At 68.1% G+C, this 17,444-nt stretch carries 17 protein-coding genes; 14 read left to right on the top strand and 3 right to left on the bottom strand.

All coding sequences use genetic code 11. The features are described from left to right. Positions 1-15 precede the first annotated feature (15 nt). The 14 genes from fliM to AC1VVG_RS00220 all read left to right on the top strand — a co-directional run bounded on the left by fliM (position 16) and on the right by AC1VVG_RS00220 (position 15,876). A complete protein-coding gene (gene fliM, locus AC1VVG_RS00285) occupies positions 16-1,014 on the top strand; it encodes a flagellar motor switch protein FliM (RefSeq protein ID WP_034188212.1) in 999 nt (332 codons plus the stop codon). Further along, the gene (fliN, locus tag AC1VVG_RS00280) at positions 1,007-1,498 is read left to right on the top strand and encodes a flagellar motor switch protein FliN (RefSeq protein ID WP_034188213.1); all 492 of its coding nucleotides are present in this window, start codon (positions 1,007-1,009) and stop codon (positions 1,496-1,498) included. The genes fliM and fliN overlap by 8 nt, the downstream gene beginning before the upstream one ends. Further along, positions 1,495-2,067 carry a flagellar biosynthetic protein FliO gene (gene fliO, locus AC1VVG_RS00275; RefSeq protein ID WP_124608636.1) on the top strand — a complete coding sequence of 191 codons (573 nt, stop codon included), beginning with the start codon at positions 1,495-1,497 and terminating at the stop codon, positions 2,065-2,067. The genes fliN and fliO overlap by 4 nt, the downstream gene beginning before the upstream one ends. 36 nt (positions 2,068-2,103) lie before the next feature. Then, positions 2,104-2,865 carry a flagellar type III secretion system pore protein FliP gene (gene fliP / locus AC1VVG_RS00270; protein ID WP_034188215.1) on the top strand — a complete coding sequence of 254 codons (762 nt, stop codon included), beginning with the start codon at positions 2,104-2,106 and terminating at the stop codon, positions 2,863-2,865. A gap of 19 nt (positions 2,866-2,884) precedes the next feature. Further along, positions 2,885-3,157: a flagellar biosynthesis protein FliQ gene (gene fliQ, locus AC1VVG_RS00265; RefSeq protein ID WP_034188216.1), complete on the top strand. Its 273-nt coding sequence runs from the start codon at positions 2,885-2,887 to the stop codon at positions 3,155-3,157. Between the two features lie 23 nt (positions 3,158-3,180). Then, positions 3,181-3,963: a flagellar biosynthetic protein FliR gene (fliR, locus tag AC1VVG_RS00260; RefSeq protein ID WP_034188217.1), complete on the top strand. Its 783-nt coding sequence runs from the start codon at positions 3,181-3,183 to the stop codon at positions 3,961-3,963. A gap of 142 nt (positions 3,964-4,105) precedes the next feature. Then, complete coding sequence (locus tag AC1VVG_RS00255; protein ID WP_482835081.1) at positions 4,106-5,110, top strand: ABC transporter substrate-binding protein; 1,005 nt, start codon at positions 4,106-4,108, stop codon at positions 5,108-5,110. A 112-nt stretch (positions 5,111-5,222) separates the two neighbouring features. After that, positions 5,223-6,020 carry an ABC transporter ATP-binding protein gene (locus AC1VVG_RS00250; protein WP_011350460.1) on the top strand — a complete coding sequence of 266 codons (798 nt, stop codon included), beginning with the start codon at positions 5,223-5,225 and terminating at the stop codon, positions 6,018-6,020. A gap of 38 nt (positions 6,021-6,058) precedes the next feature. Then, positions 6,059-6,916, top strand: a complete 858-nt coding sequence (locus AC1VVG_RS00245) for an ABC transporter permease (protein WP_124608637.1) — start codon at positions 6,059-6,061, stop codon at positions 6,914-6,916. Positions 6,917-7,004: 88 nt separating this feature from the next. Next, positions 7,005-8,372: a sensor histidine kinase gene (locus tag AC1VVG_RS00240; protein WP_034188262.1), complete on the top strand. Its 1,368-nt coding sequence runs from the start codon at positions 7,005-7,007 to the stop codon at positions 8,370-8,372. Positions 8,373-8,385: 13 nt separating this feature from the next. Then, complete coding sequence (locus tag AC1VVG_RS00235) at positions 8,386-9,063, top strand: response regulator (protein WP_034188218.1); 678 nt, start codon at positions 8,386-8,388, stop codon at positions 9,061-9,063. Positions 9,064-9,350: 287 nt separating this feature from the next. Next, positions 9,351-10,481, top strand: coding sequence for a porin (locus AC1VVG_RS00230; RefSeq protein ID WP_034188219.1), 1,131 nt, complete (start codon positions 9,351-9,353; stop codon positions 10,479-10,481). A 350-nt stretch (positions 10,482-10,831) separates the two neighbouring features. Then, positions 10,832-12,850, top strand: coding sequence for a site-specific DNA-methyltransferase (locus AC1VVG_RS00225; RefSeq protein ID WP_034188220.1), 2,019 nt, complete (start codon positions 10,832-10,834; stop codon positions 12,848-12,850). After that, entirely contained in the window at positions 12,850-15,876 is a 3,027-nt protein-coding gene (locus tag AC1VVG_RS00220; protein WP_482835079.1) for a type III restriction-modification system endonuclease, read from the top strand. The genes AC1VVG_RS00225 and AC1VVG_RS00220 overlap by 1 nt, the downstream gene beginning before the upstream one ends. Before the next feature lie 262 nt (positions 15,877-16,138). On the opposite strand, the gene AC1VVG_RS00215 is transcribed toward AC1VVG_RS00220, so the two are convergent. From AC1VVG_RS00215 to AC1VVG_RS00205, 3 genes are all read right to left on the bottom strand, one after another. Further along, entirely contained in the window at positions 16,139-16,513 is a 375-nt protein-coding gene (locus AC1VVG_RS00215; protein ID WP_482835078.1) for a hypothetical protein, read from the bottom strand. Positions 16,514-16,699: 186 nt separating this feature from the next. Continuing rightward, a complete protein-coding gene (locus AC1VVG_RS00210) occupies positions 16,700-16,954 on the bottom strand; it encodes a glycine zipper 2TM domain protein (protein ID WP_034188223.1) in 255 nt (84 codons plus the stop codon). A 37-nt stretch (positions 16,955-16,991) separates the two neighbouring features. Beyond that, a complete protein-coding gene (locus tag AC1VVG_RS00205) occupies positions 16,992-17,297 on the bottom strand; it encodes a hypothetical protein (protein ID WP_034188224.1) in 306 nt (101 codons plus the stop codon). Positions 17,298-17,444: the final 147 nt, after the last annotated feature.

Here is a 17,444-nt window from a genome sequence, read left to right as displayed (position 1 = left end):
GCCAAAGGAGCGCGTATGGGTCACCAGGAGTTCATGTCCCAGGAGGAGGTCGATGCCCTCCTCAAGGGCGTCACGGGCGAAGCCGATTCGGTCGACGAGCAGCGCGACACATCGGGCGTCCGCCCCTACAACATCGCGACGCAGGAGCGGATCGTCCGCGGCCGGATGCCCGGCCTCGAGATCATCAACGACCGCTTCGCGCGCCTGCTGCGGATCGGCATCTTCAACTTCATGCGGCGCACGGCGGAAATCTCCGTCAGCCAGGTGAAGGTGCAGAAGTACAGCGAGTTCACCCGCAACCTGCCGATCCCGACGAACCTGAACCTGGTGCACGTGAAGCCGCTGCGCGGCACGTCGCTGTTCGTGTTCGACCCGAACCTCGTGTTCTTCGTCGTCGACAACCTGTTCGGCGGCGACGGACGCTTTCACACGCGCGTCGAGGGCCGCGACTTCACGGCCACCGAGCAGCGGATCATCGGCAAGCTGCTGAACCTCGTGTTCGAGCACTACACGACCGCATGGAAGAGCGTGCGGCCGCTGCAGTTCGAATTCGTGCGCTCGGAAATGCACACGCAGTTCGCGAACGTCGCGACGCCGAACGAGATCGTGATCGTCACGCAGTTCTCGATCGAGTTCGGGCCGACGGGCGGCACGCTGCACATCTGCATGCCGTATTCGATGGTCGAGCCGATCCGCGACGTGCTCGCGTCGCCGATCCAGGGCGAGGCGCTCGAAGTCGACCGCCGCTGGGTGCGCGTGCTGTCGCAGCAGGTGCAGGCCGCCGAGGTCGAGCTGACCGCGAATCTCGCCGAGATCTCGTCGACCTTCGAGAAGATCCTGAACCTGCGCGCGGGCGACGTGCTGCCGCTGGAGATCGAGGACACGATCACCGCGAAGGTCGACGGCGTGCCGGTGATGGAATGCGGCTACGGAATTTTCAATGGTCAATACGCATTGCGCGTGCAGAAGATGATCAGCGCGGGCGATACGATGAAGGAAGGTGGATATGAGTGAGCTGAACCAGACGCCCGACGACGACATCCAGGCGATGGCCGACGCGGCCCTCGCGGCTTCGGCCGGCGACGCGCAGGCGGCCCCGGCCGCGGCGGAGGAAGATCCCGGCCTGGACGACTGGGCGGCCGCACTCGCCGAGCAGAACCAGCAGCCGGTGCAGGCGGGCGCGACGGGCGCCGGCGTGTTCCAGCCGCTGTCGAAGGCCGCCGCGAGCTCGACGCACAACGACATCGAGATGATCCTCGACATCCCGGTCAAGATGACCGTGGAGCTCGGCCGCACGAAGATCGCGATCCGCAACCTGCTGCAGCTCGCGCAGGGTTCCGTCGTCGAGCTCGACGGCCTCGCCGGCGAGCCGATGGACGTGCTCGTGAACGGCTGCCTGATCGCGCAGGGCGAGGTCGTGGTCGTCAACGACAAGTTCGGCATCCGCCTGACCGACATCATCACGCCGGCCGAACGCATCCGGAAGCTGAATCGATGACCGTCGTGAAGCCCGGCCGCCGCGTGCGCAACGCGATTGCAGCGGCGGCGCCTGCCGTCGCCGCATCGCTCGCGTGCACGCCGGCCGGGGCCGCCGACATGAACGCGGTGAACCATGCCGGCTCGATCGCATCGAGCGTGATGGTCGGCTCGGCCGCGCCGTCGCTCGGCATCGGCGCGGTGCTGCAGACGCTCGTCGGGCTCGCGGTCGTGATCGGCCTCGTGTTCGCATGCGCGTGGCTCGCGCGCCGCTTCGGCTTCCAGCCCGCGCGGCGCGGCGGCCCGCTGAAGGTCGTGTCGAGCGTCGCGGTCGGCGCGAAGGAAAACGCGACGATCGTCGAGATCGGCGACACCTGGCTCGTGCTCGGCGTCGCGCCGGGCAGCGTGCGCCTGCTGCATTCGCTGCCGGCCGGCTCGGCTTCGGCCACTGCAACGGCGCCGGCTTCGGCCGACGCGCCCGCCGGCGGCAACCCGTCCGACGGCGGCCTGCCCGGCACGTTCGGCTCGCGGTTCCGCGACGCGCTCGCGGGCGAAGCCGTGAAGCGCCTCGGTCGCGGCAAGGACCGCTGACATGGCGCCGCGCCCTCTTTCCGTCTCCGCATTCCGATGAAACACGCATTCCTGCGTCGCGCGGCGCGCGTCGCGCCCGTGCTGATCCTCTGCCTCGCCCCGGCGCTCGCCTGCGCGCAGGCGAACGGCCTGCCCGCGTTCAACGCGAGCCCGGGCCCGCATGGCGGCACCACCTATTCGCTGAGCGTGCAGACGATGCTGCTGCTCACGATGCTGTCGTTCCTGCCGGCGATGCTGCTGATGATGACGAGCTTCACGCGCATCATCATCGTGCTGTCGCTGCTGCGCCAGGCGCTCGGCACCGCGACGACGCCGCCGAACCAGGTGCTCGTCGGCCTCGCGATGTTCCTCACCTTCTTCGTGATGTCGCCGGTGCTCGACCGTGCGTACAACGACGGCTACAAGCCGTTCTCCGACGGCTCGATGCCGATGGAGCAGGCCGTGCAGCGCGGCGTCGCGCCGTTCAAGACCTTCATGCTGAAGCAGACCCGCGAGACCGATCTCGCGCTGTTCGCGAAGATCTCGAAGGCCGCGCCGATGCAGGGCCCCGAGGACGTGCCGCTGTCGCTGCTGGTGCCCGCGTTCGTCACGAGCGAACTGAAGACCGGCTTCCAGATCGGCTTCACGGTCTTCATCCCGTTCCTGATCATCGACATGGTCGTCGCGAGCGTGCTGATGTCGATGGGGATGATGATGGTATCGCCGTCCACCGTGTCGCTGCCGTTCAAGCTGATGCTGTTCGTGCTGGTCGACGGCTGGCAGCTGCTGATCGGCTCGCTCGCGCAGAGCTTCACGTAAGCGGCGGAGGATTCGCGCGATGACGCCCGAACAAGTGATGACCCTCGCGCACCAGGCGATGATGATCGGCCTGCTGCTCGCGGCCCCGCTGCTGCTGGTCGCGCTCGTGGTCGGCCTCGTCGTGAGCCTGTTCCAGGCCGCGACGCAGATCAACGAATCGACGCTGTCGTTCATCCCGAAGCTGCTCGCGGTCGCCGCGACGCTCGTGATCGCCGGCCCGTGGATGCTGACGACGATGCTCGACTACCTGCGCCAGACGCTGCTGCACGTCGCGACGCTCGGCGCCGGCTGAGCCGCGCGCACCGCCCGGCGGCCATGTTCTCGGTTACCTACGCGCAGCTCAACGGCTGGCTCACCGCCTTCCTGTGGCCGTTCGTGCGGATGCTCGCGCTCGTCGCGACGGCGCCCGTCGTCGGCCACGCGTCGGTGCCCGTGCGCGTGAAGATCGGCATTGCCGCGTTCATGGCGCTGGTCGTCGCGCCGACGCTCGGCGCGATGCCGGACGTCACCGTGTTCTCCGCGCAGGGCATCTGGATCGTCGTCACGCAGTTCCTGATCGGCATCGCGATGGGCTTCACGATGCAGCTCGTGTTCGCGGCCGTCGAGGCGGCCGGCGACTTCATCGGGCTGTCGATGGGGCTCGGTTTCGCGACTTTCTTCGATCCGCATTCGAACGGGGCGACACCGGTGCTGGGCCGCTTCCTGAACGCGATCGCGATGCTCGCGTTCCTCGCGGTGGACGGCCACCTGCAGGTGTTCGCGGCGCTCGCCGCATCGTTCCAGTCGCTGCCGGTGTCGGCCGACCTGCTGCACGCGCCCGGCTGGCGCACGCTCGCCGCGTTCGGCGCGACCGTGTTCGAGATGGGGCTGCTGCTCGCGCTGCCGGTCGTCACCGCGCTGCTGATCGCGAACCTCGCGCTCGGCATCCTGAACCGCGCGGCGCCGCAGATCGGCGTATTCCAGGTCGGCTTCCCCGTCACGATGCTCGTCGGGCTGTTGCTCGTGCAACTGATGATCCCGAACCTCGTGCCGTTCGTGTCGCACCTGTTCGACATGGGGCTCGATGCGATGGGGCGGACGCTGACCGGCTGGCGCTAGCCGCATCCGGCCCCCGTTGCTGGAAAACCCCTAAAGGAATCGCCGGCCCGCGAAAGGTAGCGGAAGGTTTCGCGTCCCTATACTCGTCGTGACGATGCAGCACGCATCGCGCCAGACGAATACAACGAACGGAGACGACCCGATGCGACCCATCCTGCGCACCCTCGCCGTGGCAGCCAGCCTGAGCTGCGCGCTTGCCGCTCACCCCGCTTTCGCCGACGACGGCGGCAAGATCACGATCATGGTCGGCGGGATCGCGAAGCTGATCTACCTGCCCGCGCGGCTCACGCAGGAGCTCGGCTACTTCAAGGCCGAAGGGCTCGATGTCGAGCTGCTGTCGCAGCCGGCCGGCGTCGACGCCGAGAACGAGCTGCTGGCGGGCGCCGTACAGGGCGTCGTCGGCTTCTACGACCACACGATCGACCTGCAGAGCAAGGGCAAGGACGTGAAGGCGATCGCCGTGTTCGGCCAGGTGCCGGGCGAAGTCGAGATGGTGTCGACCAAGGCCGCGCCGACGTTCAAGTCGATGGCCGACGCGAAGGGCAAGACGCTCGGCGTGACGGGCCTCGGCTCGTCGACGAGCTTCCTCACGCAATACCTTGCACTGCAGCACGGCGTGCCGTCGACGCAGTACACGATGCTGCCGGTCGGCGCCGACGCGAGCTTCATCGCCGCGATCAAGCAGGGCCGCATCGATGCCGGCATGACGACCGAGCCGACGGTGTCCGCGCTCGAGAAGATGGGCGACGCGAAGGTGCTGGTCGACCTGCGCACGCTGGAAGGCACGCGCGCCGCGCTCGGCGGCACCTACCCGGCCGCGAGCCTGTACGTGCAGTCCGCGTGGGCCGATTCGCACAAGGCGGAAGCGACCAAGCTCGCGCACGCGTTCGCGAAGACGATGCAGTTCATCCACACGCACAGCGCCGAGGACATCGCCGCGAAGATGCCGGTCGACTACCAGAAGGACAAGGCGCTGTACGTGTCCGCGCTGAAGGCGTCGCTGCCGATGTATACGGCCGACGGCAGGATGCCGGCCGACGGCCCGGCGACCGTGCTGAAGGTGCTGTCCGCGTTCAACCCGTCGGTGAAGGGCAAGCACATCGACCTCGCGCGCACCTTCACGAACGATTTCGTGAACGCGAAGTAACGCGCGGCGCCGGCGGCGGCGATCCCGCCGCCGTGCGCTCCCCGTTCCGGTCCGGCTGGCCGGCCCGGCGTCGCCACGCTGCGACGCCCTCTTCACCCGCAGGACGAATGCGATGAACCAGGCAGTCTCCCCGAGCACACCGGCGATCGAGTTTCGCAACGTGTCGTGCCGCTTCATTTCGCCGGAAGGCAAGGCCACCGTCGCGCTGCGCGACTTCAGCATGAGCGTCGCGCGCGGCGAGTTCATCGCGATCGTCGGGCCGACCGGCTGCGGCAAGTCCACGACGCTGAACCTGATCACCGGGCTGCTCAAGCCCGTGTCGGGCGAAGTGCGCGTGATGGGCCGTCCGGTCGACGGGATCGACCCGCGCATCGGCTTCGTGTTCCAGGCCGACGCGGTGTTCCCGTGGCGCAACGTGATCGACAACGTCGCGGCGGGCCCGCTGTTTCGCGGCCGCTCGAAGGATGTCGCGTATGCGCAGGCCGAGGAATGGATCCGCAAGGTCGGCCTCGACAAGTTCACGAAGCACTACCCGCACCAGTTGTCCGGCGGGATGAGGAAGCGCGTCGCGCTCGCGCAGACCTTCATCAACCAGCCGGAAATCCTGCTGATGGACGAGCCGTTCTCCGCGCTCGACATGCAGACGCGCACGCTGATGCAGGACGAGCTGCTGCAGCTCTGGTCCGCGAACAAGGGCTCGGTCGTGTTCGTCACGCACGATCTCGAAGAGGCGATCGCGCTCGCCGACCGCGTGTTCGTGCTGACCGCGCGCCCCGCGACGCTCAAGCGCGTGTACGAGATCGACCTGCCGCGCCCGCGCGTCACGTCGGAGATCCGCTACGACACGCGCTTCATCGAAATTTCCAAGGACATCTGGCACGACCTGCGCGAAGAAGTGCAGATCGGCTGACGCATACGCCGCACGGCAAGGACAGCAAGGACAGGAGCATGACCGACATGACGCTTCCCCCCACCGCCATTCCGGCGACGACGCTCGAGGACGACGAGCGCGCCGCGCAACGCCGGCTGCGACGCCGGCGCAACCTGATCGTCACGCTGCGGATCGCCGTGCTGGTCGTCGTGCTGGGCGGGTGGGAACTCGCCGCGCGGCTCAAGTGGATCGATCCGTTCTTCTTCTCGATGCCGTCGCTGATCTTCGAGCAGATCCGCGACTGGTTCGTGAACGGCACGTCGCAGGGCCCGCTGCTCACGCAGGTATGGGTCACCCTCGAGGAAACCGGGATCGGCTTCGTGATCGGCTCGGTCGCCGGCGTGATCTGCGGGATCGTGCTCGGCCGCAACAAGCTGATGGCCGACGTGTTCGGCCTGTACATCCAGATCGCGAACTCGATTCCGCGCGTCGTGCTCGGCTCGATCTTCGTGATCGCGCTCGGCCTCGGGATGGCGTCGAAGATCGCGCTGGCCGTCGTGATGGTGTTCTTCGTCGTGTTCGGCAACGCGTTCCAGGGCGTGCGCGAAGCCGACCGCTACCTGATCGCGAATGCGCAGATCCTCGGTGCGTCGCGCCGGCAGATCACCACGGCCGTCGTGATCCCGTCCGCGCTGAGCTGGATTCTCGCGAGCCTGCACGTGAGTTTCGGCTTCGCGCTGGTCGGCGCGGTGGTCGGCGAATTCCTGGGTTCCAAGCAGGGCATCGGGCTGCTAATCTCCACCGCCCAGGGCGCGTTCAACGCGAGCGGCGTGTTCGCGGCGATGATCGTGCTGGCCGTGGTCGCGCTGGCCGCCGACTACCTGCTGACCTGGCTCGAGAAGCGGCTGTTGAAGTGGCGGCCCGCGGCGTTCTGAACGCCGCCGGTGCACGCCTGACATGACACTTCCGACCGCGCCGGCGACCCCGGCGCGGTTCGGCATTGCGGAGAAGGAGCACAACGGGATGGCGCACAGCCTGCGCGGGCGGCTGCTGTGGTGGCTGCTGCTGCCGCTCGCGGTGTTCGTGCTGATCGCGGGCGCGATGTCGTACGACACCGCGCGGACCACGGCCGGGCTCGTGCAGGACAGCGCGCTCGTCGCATCGGCGCGCACGATCGGCGAGGACGTCGAATGGCGCAACGGACGGCCGATGGCCGACGTGCCGCCGGCCGCGCTGGAGATCTTCGAGTCGCCGTCGGGCGATTCGGTGTTCTACAAGGTGATCGACGGCCACGAGCGCCTGCTCGCCGGCAATCCGGCCCTCGAGCTGCCCGCGCGGCACGGCGTCGAGCCGACGCTGTACGACACGTCGCTCGATGGCGTGCCGCTGCGCGCGGTGGCCTACGATCGCCAGCTGTACGACGAGGGACAGGTCGAGACGGTCACGGTGGTCGTCGCGAAGACGACGCGCTCGCACGGCGCGATGGTCGCGACGATCTGGCGGCCGCAGCTCGTGCGGCTGTCGCTGATGCTGGTGCTCGCGGTGGTGCTCGTGACTCTCGGCCTCACGTTCGAGCTGCGTCCGCTGATGAAGCTGAAGGACGACGTGGCCGACCGCGGGCCGATGGAGCTGGAGCCGATCCGCCCCGAGCGGCTGCAGCACGAACTGCGGCCGATCGTCGACGCGATCAATCAGTGCATCGCGCGGCTGAACATGCACACCGCCACGCAGCGCCGCTTCATCGCGGATGCGGCGCACCAGCTGCGCACGCCGATCGCGGTGCTCGATACGCAGATCCAGTATGCGCAGCAGCGCGGGCACGACGATCCTGAGCTGGCGGCGGTGCTCGACAGCATGCAGCGCAGCAGCCGCAAGATGGCCGACGTGACCGACAAGCTGCTGCTGCTCGCGCATGCGGAAGCGACGCCGTCGACGCTCCTGACCCATCGCGTCGATCTCGCGGCCGTGGTGTCGAGCGTGCTGGAGGAGACGATCGTGCTTGCGCAGCGGCGCGACATCGACCTCGGCGCCGATCTCGGCGAGCGGCTCGACGTCGCCGGCAGCGACAGCCTGCTGACCGCGCTGGTGATGAACCTCGTCGACAACGCGGTGCGCTACACGCAGCCGGGCGGCTGCGTGACCGTCTGCGCGCGGCGCGACGGCGACGCGGTCGTGCTCGACGTGGTCGACAACGGCCCCGGCATCCCGGCCGAAGCGCGGCCGCACGTGTTCAAGCGGTTCTACCGCGTGTCGGCCGACACCGAGGGCTCGGGCCTCGGGCTCGCGATCGTGCGCGAGATCGCGCAGGCGCACGGCGGCAGCGCGTCGCTTGCGCCGGGGCCCGGCAATCGCGGTATCGTCGTGACCGTACGGCTGCCCGCCTACGATTGAAGAGAAAGCCGTCATGAAACTCCTGCTGGTCGAAGACAACGCCGAACTCGCGCACTGGATCGTGAACCTGCTGCGCGGCGAGGATTTCGCGGTCGACTGCGTCGGCGACGGCGAACGCGCGGACACCGTGCTGAAGACCGAACGCTACGACGCCGTGCTGCTCGACATGCGGCTGCCCGGCATCAGCGGCAAGGAGGTGCTCGCGCGGCTGCGGCGCCGCAACGACAACGTGCCGGTGCTGATGCTGACCGCGCACGGTTCGGTCGACGACAAGGTCGACTGCTTCGGCGCGGGCGCCGACGATTACGTCGTGAAGCCGTTCGAGTCGCGCGAACTCGTCGCGAGAATCCGCGCGCTGATCCGCCGGCAGGCCGGCGTCGGCACGACGCAGCTCGTGTGCGGCGACCTCGTCTACGCATTCGGCACGCGCGAATTCCGCTGCGGCGAAACGGTGCTGGCGCTGCGCCGCCGCGAGCATGCGATCCTCGAAACGCTGATGCTGCAGCAGAACAAGACGGTGTCGAAGGCGCGGCTGATGGACAGCGTGTTCGCGCTCGACGACGAGCCGAGCGCCGACGCGATTGACATCTACATCCACCGGCTGCGCAAGCATCTCGCGGGCAGCACGGCCGAAATCATCACGTTGCGCGGGCTCGGTTACATCCTGCGCATGAAGAGCACGCAGGACTGACGGGCGCGCTCCCGTCGCACGAAACGTCGATTCGTAGCACGAAAGGTTGACCAGGCCAGCCGGATGCCCGGCAGGCCCGCTTGCGCGCGCCCGCCCGATCCGTGATGGTCGCGCGTTCGGTGTTTTCACCGATCCGATTGTCGCGTCCGGGAAAGCGTCGTGAAGGATTGCACGCTCTACGATGCTACGCGTCGGCCCTCTCGCTGTGGCCGGCAAGAGTCGGCATAGGCATACATTACGTACTGCCAACGACCAGATTTCAATGCGGCAGCTCGGAGGAGACGATCTTGAAACGAAAAACCCTTGCCCTTTCCATCGCGGCGGCCGGCCTGTGCGCCGGCACCCAGGCGCATGCGCAGTCGAGCGTGCAGCTCTACGGGCTGATGGACCTGAGCTTTCCGACCTACCGGACCCACGCCGACGCGAACGGCAATCACGTGATCGGGATGGGCAACGAAGGCGAGCCTTGGTTCAGCGGCAGCCGCTGGGGCCTGCGCGGTGCCGAAGACATCGGCGGCGGCACCAAGGTCATCTTCCGCCTCGAAAGCGAATTCGTGGTCGCAAACGGCCAGATGGAAGACGAAGGCCAGATTTTCGACCGCGACGCATGGGTGGGTGTCGAGGACGAGCGCTTCGGCAAGCTGACGGCCGGCTTCCAGAACACGATCGCGCGCGATTCGGCCGCGATCTACGGCGACCCGTACGGTTCCGCGAAGCTGTCGACCGAGGAGGGCGGCTGGACCAACTCGAACAACTTCAAGCAGATGATCTTCTACGCGGCCGGCCCGACCGGCACGCGCTACAACAACGGCATCGCGTGGAAGAAGCTGTTCAGCAACGGCATCTTCGCGAGCGCCGGCTACCAGTTCAGCAACTCGACCTCGTTCGCGACCGGCTCCGCGTACCAGGCCGCGCTCGGCTACAACGGCGGGCCGTTCAACGTGTCGGGCTTCTACAACCACGTGAACCACAACGGCTTCCGGAACCAGACGTTCTCGGTCGGCGGCAACTACACGTTCAGCATCGTGCGCCTGAATGCCGGCTACTTCCGCTACAACGGCGACCAGGGCTCGCTCGGCCAGCGCCACGACGATTCGTGGACGGTGTCGGTGAAGGTGGCGCCGCCGGGCGCGCTCGACTACGAGCTCGGCTACCAGCAGATGCGCGTCAAGAATGCCGCGAACAACGCGGACGGCTTCACGCCGAACGCGAACCTCGGCGCGTTCAGCCTGACCAACGGCGTCGCCAACGGCTTCAAGGAGACGATCTACGGGTCGGTGTTCTATCACCTGAGCAAGCGCACCGAGGTGTACCTGGCCGGCGACTACATGAAGCTGCACGGCGGCTACACGGTGTCGTCGACGTTCGGCGCGAAGAACCAGCTCGAACTGACGTCGGGCATCCGCACGCGCTTCTGATCTGAGCGCCGGCCATCCGGGCGGGGCCTGCCGGGCCCCGCCGCACCCTCCATCCGGGATTCTCCATGCGGGCACGCCGGCGCCAGACGCCAACCGTGCCCTTTTTTTCGTGCTTTCCAGCGCGCCGCTGAACGCCCGCGGCACGGCCGCCGGCCGCTGCGTGCGACAACCGGCCCGAATCCGCTGGCGGCCCGTCCGGCGGGCGATCGCGGCCGATGCGCGCACGCTCGGCCCACATCGGCGCTTGACCTGCGCCGACCGACTCGCTAGCGTTTCGGGTTTGCCCGGGTGGCCATTGCCGCCGGTGCCGTGAGCGCGCCCGACGTCCTGGCGCGCGCGGCCGGGCTCCGATGGAAAAGACGATGCAGAAACTCGATGCGGCCAGCCCGCAGGCGATGTCGACGGATTTCACCGCCGACAACGTCGCGCGCCTGAAGGCGCTGTTCCCCGAACTCGTGACCGAAGGGCCGGACGGCGCGTCGGTCGACGTCGACGTGCTCAAGGCGCTGGTCGGCGAACGCACGGTCGGCGACGCCGACGAGCGCTACGGCTTCCACTGGCACGGCAAGCGCAGCGCGCGCCAGGCCGCGCTCACGCCGTCGACCGGCACGCTGCGGCCCTGCCCCGACGACAGCGTCGCGTGGGACGACACGCGCCACCTCGTGATCGAGGGCGACAACCTCGACGTGATGAAGCTGCTGCACAAGAGTTATGCCGGCAAGGTGAAGCTCGTCTACATCGACCCGCCGTACAACACCGGCAGCGATTTCGTCTATCCGGACGACTTCAGCGACAGCATCCGCCACTACCTGGCGATGACCGGGCAGACCCAGGGCGGCGTGAAGCGCAGCACCAACACCGAGGCGAACGGCCGGTTCCACACCGACTGGCTGAACATGATGTATCCGCGCCTGAAGCTCGCGCACGCGCTGCTGTCCGACGAAGGGCTGATCGCGGTGCACATCGACGAGCATGAAGTGCATGCGCTCGTGCTGATGCTGCGCGAGATCTTCGGCGAGGAGAACGAGCTCGGCGTGGCCGTGTGGGACAAGCGCAATCCGAAGGGCGACGCGCGCGGCGTCGCATACCAGCACGAATCGCTGGTGCTGTTCGCGCGCAACGCCGAGACGCTGCTCGAACGCGCGCCGCTCAAGCGCCCGAAGCGCAACGCCCAGCGCATGCTCGATGCCGCGCACGACGCCATGTACCGCAGCGGCAACGCGAAGGACGCGCAGAAGGCGTATCGCGCGTGGATGAAGGCGCAGACCAACCTGTCCGGCGGCGAAGTGATGTACGACCGGCTGTCGGAGGAAGGCCGCGTGTACCGCCTCGTGTCGATGGCCTGGCCGAACAAGAAGAAGGCGCCGGAAGAGTATTTCACGCCGCTGATCCATCCGGTCACCGGCAAGCCGTGCGCGATGCCCGCGCGCGGCTGGCGCAACCCGCCCGCGACGATGCAGGCGCTGATCGAGCGCGGCCAGATCGAATTCGGCGCGGACGAGACCACGCAGCCGCAGCGGATCTACTACCTCGACGAGAACATGTACGAGAACGTGCCGTCGGTGCTGCCGTTCGCCGGCTCCGACGACGCGCTCCTGAAGACGCTCGGCATCCCGTTCGACCTGCCGAAGCCGGTCGATTTCGCGGCGGCCGTGATCGGCTGGTGCACGCGCGGCGACGACATCGTGCTCGACTGCTTCGCGGGCTCCGGCTCGACCGGCCACGCGGTGATGCAGGTGAACGCCACCGACGGCGGCGCGCGCCGCTACATCCTCGTGCAGCTGCCCGAGGCGCTCGACCGCCGCGACAAGACGCAGCAGGCGGCCGCCGATTTCTGCGCGAAGCTGAAAAAGCCGCTGACGCTCGCCGAAGTGACCAAGGAGCGCCTGCGCCGCGCCGCGCAGCAGGTCGCGCGCGACTATCCGGAAAGTTATGGCGACCTGGGCTTTCGCGTGTACCGGCTCGACACCACCAACGTGATCGAGTGGGATCCGCGCCGCGACGATTTCGACCACGCCCTTTTCGCATCCGTCGAGCACGTGAAGACCGGCCGCACCGAGGACGACCTGCTCGCGGAGCTGACGCTGAAGCTCGGCCTCGACCTGTGCACGCCGGTCGAGCATCACCAGGTGGCGGGCAAGACCGTGCACCTGATCGGCCGCGCGATCGTCGCGTGCTTCGATGCGCGCATCGCGCGCGACGACGCGGGCCCGCTCGCCGACGGCATCGTCGACCTGCTCGACGCAACCGGCGCGACGCGCGACGTCACGTGCCTGTTCCGCGACAGCGGCTTCGTTGACGACGTCGCGAAGCTCAATCTCGCCGCGCTGCTCGAACAGCACGGCGTGAAGCGCGTGCGGAGCCTGTGATGCGGCTGCATTTCGAAGCGGATCTCGACTACCAGCGCGAGGCGATCGACGCCGTCTGCGACCTGTTTCGCGGCCAGGAATCGTATCGCGGCGACTTCAGCGTGCTCGCGAACGCCGCGCCCGGCACGACGGCCGCGGCGCAAGGCTCGCTCGGCTTCGCGGTGTCGGAGCAAGGGGTCGGCAACCGGCTGTCGCTGACCGACGACGCGCTCGCGCGCAATCTCGCCGACGTGCAGCTACGCGGCGGGCTGCCGCCGTCCGGCCTGCCCGGCTCGCGCGACTTCACCGTCGAGATGGAGACCGGCACCGGCAAGACCTACGTGTACCTGCGCACGATCTTCGAGCTGAACCGCCGCTACGGCTTCACGAAGTTCGTGATCGTCGTGCCGTCGATCGCGATCAAGGAAGGCGTGCACAAGACGCTGTCCATCACCGAGGATCACTTCCGCGCGCTGTACGCGGGCGTGCCGTACGACTACTTCCTGTACGACTCCGCGAAGCTCGGCCAGGTGCGCCACTTCGCGGCGAGCGCGGCGATCCAGATCATGGTGATGACGGTTGCCGCGATCAACAAGAAGGAAATCAACAACCTCTACAAGGACAGCGAGAAGACCGGCGGCGAGAAACCGATCGACCTGATCCGCGCGACGCGGCCGATCGTGATCGTCGACGAGCCGCAGAGCGTCGACGGCGGGCTCGAAGGGCGCGGCCGCGAAGCGCTCGCCGCGATGGCGCCGCTCTGCACGCTGCGCTACTCGGCCACGCACGTCGACCGCCACCACATGGTGTACCGGCTCGACGCGGTCGACGCGTACGAGCGCAAGCTCGTCAAGCAGATCGAGATCGCGTCGGCGATCGTCGAGGATGCGCACAACAAGCCGTACGTGCGGCTCGTCGGCGTGTCGAACCGGCGCGGCGCGATCAGCGCGCGTGTCGAGCTCGACGTCGCGACGGCGGCCGGCGTGAAGCGCCAGATCGTGACGGTCACCGACGGCGACGATCTCGAGCGCCTGACCCGGCGCGCGCTGTATGCGGGGCTGCGGATCGGCGAAGTGCACGCGGTGAAGGGTGCGGAGTACGTCGAGCTGCGCCATCCGGAAGGCGAGGCGTTCCTGTCGCTCGGCGAGGCGTTCGGCGACATCGACACGCTCGCCGTGCAGCGCGAGATGATCCGCCGCACGATCCGCGAGCATCTCGACAAGGAGCTGCGCCTCGCGGAGCGCGGCGTGAAGGTGCTGTCGCTGTTCTTCGTCGATTCGGTCGAGCGTTATCGCCGCTACGACGAGAACGGCATGCCCGTGAAGGGCGACTACGCGCTGATCTTCGAGGAGGAATATGCGCGCGCGGCACGTGTGCCGGCCTACCGTGCGCTGTTCGACGGCGTCGACGTCGCGCTCGAAGTCGGGCGCGCGCACAACGGCTACTTCTCGATCGACCGCAAGGGCGGCTGGACCGACACGAGTGAAAGCAGCGCGGCGGCGCGCGAGAACGCGGAGCGCGCGTACGGCCTGATCATGCGCGAGAAGGAAGCGCTGCTGTCGTTCGACACGCCGCTGAAGTTCATCTTCTCGCACTCGGCGCTGAAGGAAGGCTGGGACAACCCGAACGTGTTCCAGATCTGCACGCTGCGCGACATCCAGACCGAGCGCGAGCGCCGCCAGACGCTCGGCCGCGGGCTGCGCCTCGCGGTCGACCAGGACGGCGAACGCGTGCGCGACGCGGGCGTGAACACGCTCACCGTGATCGCGACCGAGCGCTACGAGTCGTTCGCGGAAAACCTGCAGAAGGAAATCGAGGCCGATACGGGCATCCGTTTCGGGATCGTCGAGGAACACCAGTTCGCGGCGCTGCCCGTGCAGGAAGCCGACGGGCCCGCGCACGCGCTCGGCATCGAGCTGTCGCGCGTGCTGTGGAACTGCCTGCATGAGCAGGGCTACGTCGACGCGCAGGGCAAGGTGCTCGACCGGCTGAAGGATGCACTGCGCCAGAGCGCGCTGGTGCTGCCCGAGGCGTTCGAGAGGCTGCGTGCGCCGATCGTCGCGACGCTGCGCAAGCTGTCGGGCCGCTTCACGGTGCGCAACGCCGACGAGCGCCGCGCGATCGCTTTGCGGCGCGATGCGTCGGGCAAGGCCGTCGTGTTCGGCGAGGATTTCCGGTCGCTGTGGGACCGGATTCGCCATCGCACCGTGTACCGCGTCGAGTTCGACAACGCGAAACTCGTGCGCGACTGCGCGGCCGCCTTGCGCGATGCGCCGGACATCGCGCGTGCGCGGCTGCAGTGGCGCAAGGCCGAGATCGACATCGGCAAGGCCGGCATCGAGGCGATCGAGGTGGCCGGCGCCGGCACGGTGCTGATCGACGAAGGCGAGCTGCCGCTGCCCGACCTGCTCACCGAGCTGCAGGACCGCACGCAGCTCACGCGCCGTTCGCTCGCGACGATCCTGGCCGACAGCGGCCGGCTCGACGATTTCCGCGTGAATCCGCAGCAGTTCATCGCGGTCGCGGCCGAGGCGATCAACCGCTGCAAGCGCCACGCGCTCGTCGCGGGCATCGCGTACCGCAAGCTCGGCGAGCGCCACGTGCATGCGCTCGAATCGTTCGAGAGCGAGGCGCTGACCGGTTATCTGCGCAACCTGCGGCCCGATGCGCGGAAGTCGATTCACGAAGCGGTCGTGTGCGAGACGGACGCGGAGCGCGCGTTCGCCGACGCGCTCGAGGCGCACGACGGCGTGAAGCTGTACGCGAAGCTGCCTGCGTGGTTCCGCGTGCAGACACCGCTCGGCAGCTATCACCCCGACTGGGCCGTGCTCGCGGAACAGGACGGCGGCGAGCGGCTGTACTTCGTCGTCGATACGCCGAATGCGGACGGCCAGGTGCCGAGCGAGCACGAACGCGCGAAGCTCGCGTGCGGCGAAGCGCATTTCCGCGCGCTGGTGGACGGCGACGGCGCGGCGCGCTTCGTGCGCGTGCGGCAGGCCGACGCGTTGTTCGAGCCTGCGGTGCCGCCGGCGGGCGCCGGGCGGTAAGACGAAGGGCGGCGGCGAGCCGCCCTTTTTTCTGCGTCGGTCGATCGTGCCGGGTGCCGTTGCGACGCGCGCGCCGCGTATCGATTCCGCTTTTGCCGACCGCTCGAAGGCGATCCGTATTCTCGCCTGCGCGCCATGCGGTTACGGCTGGTTGCAAATCGGGTCGGCTCAAGCTTCCGGCGCAACAGGGGCGTTGCGTTTCCGCCATGAAAAAAGGGCGCCGAAGCGCCCTTCTCCCTTTTCCCGCATGCGTGCGCCGTGCTTACAGCGTGCGGCCGAATGCGTTGTGATGCGAACGATGCGCGGACGTCGACGCTTGCGCGGTATGGCCTGGCGCATGCCCGTGCGTATGACCGCGGCCCGGCTGCACGCCGGCGCGGTCGGCGATCGTGTCGGAGCGGTCGGCTGCGCGCGACAGGCCCTTGTCGCGGTCGCCCGCGCGCATGCCGTTCGAGTTGCTCAGCGCCTGACCGCTCATGTGGCCGCCGGACATGCCGCCCGCGTTGCCGCCCGAGCCGCCTGCGCCATGACCGCCGCCGTTGCCACCGCCATTGCCGCCGGCCGCCGCGTACGCGGACACCGAGCCGAGCGCGAGCAGCGCGGCCGTCAATACGGACAGATATCGTTGCTGTTTCATCTGGTACTCCCTGGAGCGCGTTCGTGTGACTGCATTCTATGAACGCGCAAAATTCGCGCCGCACGACGTTGTAAATGATCGTAACGGCGCGCGTGGCGCGCATTCGTCGGATCAATCCTGGTCCTGCGTGAACGGGAAACGAAACAGGCGGTGGCGGCGCCTCGGCGCCGCCCCGGTGATGAAGTCTTATTGCGCCGGCTGCGTGCCCTGCGCGGCCGCCCGGTGCTGAGCGGCCTGCTCCTGCGCCTGCTTCTTCGCCATGTGGTGGCCGACGACACAGCCGCCGACCGCACCGACGACCGCGTGGTGGCCCGCGTAGTGGCCGGCGACCCCGCCGACCACCGCCCCCTTCATGCAGCCCGCCGCGTGCGCGTTGCCGATCGTTGCGAGCGCCACGGCAGCGGCCGCGGCATACACGCTGATGTGTCGAATGGGTTTCATGTTGTCACTCTCCTCTCGTGGCAATCAACCGGGCCGCTCAGTCCCAGCGGCCGCCGCGCCAGCCGCCGCGGTCACGCCACTCGTGCTCGCGCCATTCACGGCGGCGCCACTCGTGTTCGCGCCATTCGCGCTGGCGCCAGCCATCGCCACGCCAGCCGTCATCGCGGTAGCCGATCGGCGCGTACATGACGGGCGGCGGCGGCGCGACGTAGACCGGTGCCGGCGCCGCGTAGACGCCCGGCACGCCGATGCCGACCGACAGGTCGACGTGGGCCGACGCGACGCCCGAAGCTGCCAGCGCCGCTACACCGAGAACTGCACCGAGAATAAGTTTCTTGCTCATCTCGCGACTCCCTGCACGTGTCGTGCGTCATGTGAATACGGTTCGGAGTCTAGGCACCGGACACGGACACAGGTGAAACGGGTATGCGAGACAGGTAACGGACGTTTACGAAGAGCCGCAAACCCTTGCGGGACAAGGGAGAGGCCG

Source organism: Burkholderia sp. L-4, from assembly GCF_056856535.1.
This window is presented reverse-complemented; position numbering and strand designations above follow the sequence as displayed.